Consider the following 1,375-nt stretch of genomic DNA (forward strand, 5'->3'; position numbering starts at 1 on the left):
TAAGGCTGAGCTGTGATGGGGAGTGAAAATTACAGTAGCGAAGGTCATGATCTCACACTGCCAAGAAAAGCCTCTAGCCAGATGAAGGTGCCCGTACCGCAAACCGACACAGGTAGGCGAGAAGAGAATTCTAAGGCGCGCGGAAGAACTCTCGTTAAGGAACTCGGCAAAATGACCCCGTAACTTCGGGAGAAGGGGTGCCCCGGTAGTGTGAATAGCACGAGGGGGCCGCAGTGAAAAGGCCCAAGCGACTGTTTAGCAAAAACACAGGTCTGTGCGAAGCCGTAAGGCGAAGTATACGGGCTGACGCCTGCCCGGTGCTGGAAGGTTAAGGGGAGCGGTTAGGGAGTAATCCCGAAGCTGTGAACCGAAGCCCCAGTAAACGGCGGCCGTAACTATAACGGTCCTAAGGTAGCGAAATTCCTTGTCAGGTAAATTCTGACCCGCACGAATGGCGTAACGACTTGGGCGCTGTCTCAACGAGAGATCCGGTGAAATTTTAATACCTGTGAAGATGCAGGTTACCCGCGACAAGACGGAAAGACCCCATGGAGCTTTACTGCAGCTTGATATTGAATTTGGGTACGATCTGTACAGGATAGGTGGGAGCCTTTGAAGCATGAGCGCCAGCTTGTGTGGAGGCACCGTTGGGATACCACCCTGATCGTATCTAGGTTCTAACCTGGTGCCCTTAGCGGGTACGGGGACAGTGTCAGGTGGGCAGTTTGACTGGGGCGGTCGCCTCCTAAAGAGTAACGGAGGCGCCCAAAGGTTCCCTCAGAATGGTTGGAAATCATTCGAAGAGTGCAAAGGCATAAGGGAGCTTGACTGCGAGACCTACAAGTCGAGCAGGGACGAAAGTCGGGCTTAGTGATCCGGTGGTACCGCATGGAAGGGCCATCGCTCAACGGATAAAAGCTACCCTGGGGATAACAGGCTTATCTCCCCCAAGAGTCCACATCGACGGGGAGGTTTGGCACCTCGATGTCGGCTCATCGCATCCTGGGGCTGAAGTAGGTCCCAAGGGTTGGGCTGTTCGCCCATTAAAGCGGTACGCGAGCTGGGTTCAGAACGTCGTGAGACAGTTCGGTCCCTATCTGTCGTGGGCGTAGGAAATTTGAGAGGAGCTGTCCTTAGTACGAGAGGACCGGGATGGACGTACCGCTGGTGTACCAGTTGTTCCGCCAGGAGCACCGCTGGGTAGCTATGTACGGACGGGATAAGCGCTGAAAGCATCTAAGCGTGAAGCCCCCCTCAAGATGAGATTTCCCAGTATGTAAGACCCCTTGAAGACGACGAGGTAGATAGGCTGGGGGTGGAAGTGCAGTAATGCATGGAGCTGACCAGTACTAATCGGTCGAGGGCTTATCCAAAT

At 54.3% G+C, this 1,375-nt stretch carries 1 rRNA gene; it reads left to right on the forward strand.

The window, feature by feature from the left end:
• Window positions 1–1,373 (forward strand): 23S ribosomal RNA (locus AC3WQ3_RS28620); the annotation flags it as partial.
• Window positions 1,374–1,375: the final 2 nt, after the last annotated feature.

The organism is Paenibacillus sp. FW104-T2 (assembly GCF_058789975.1).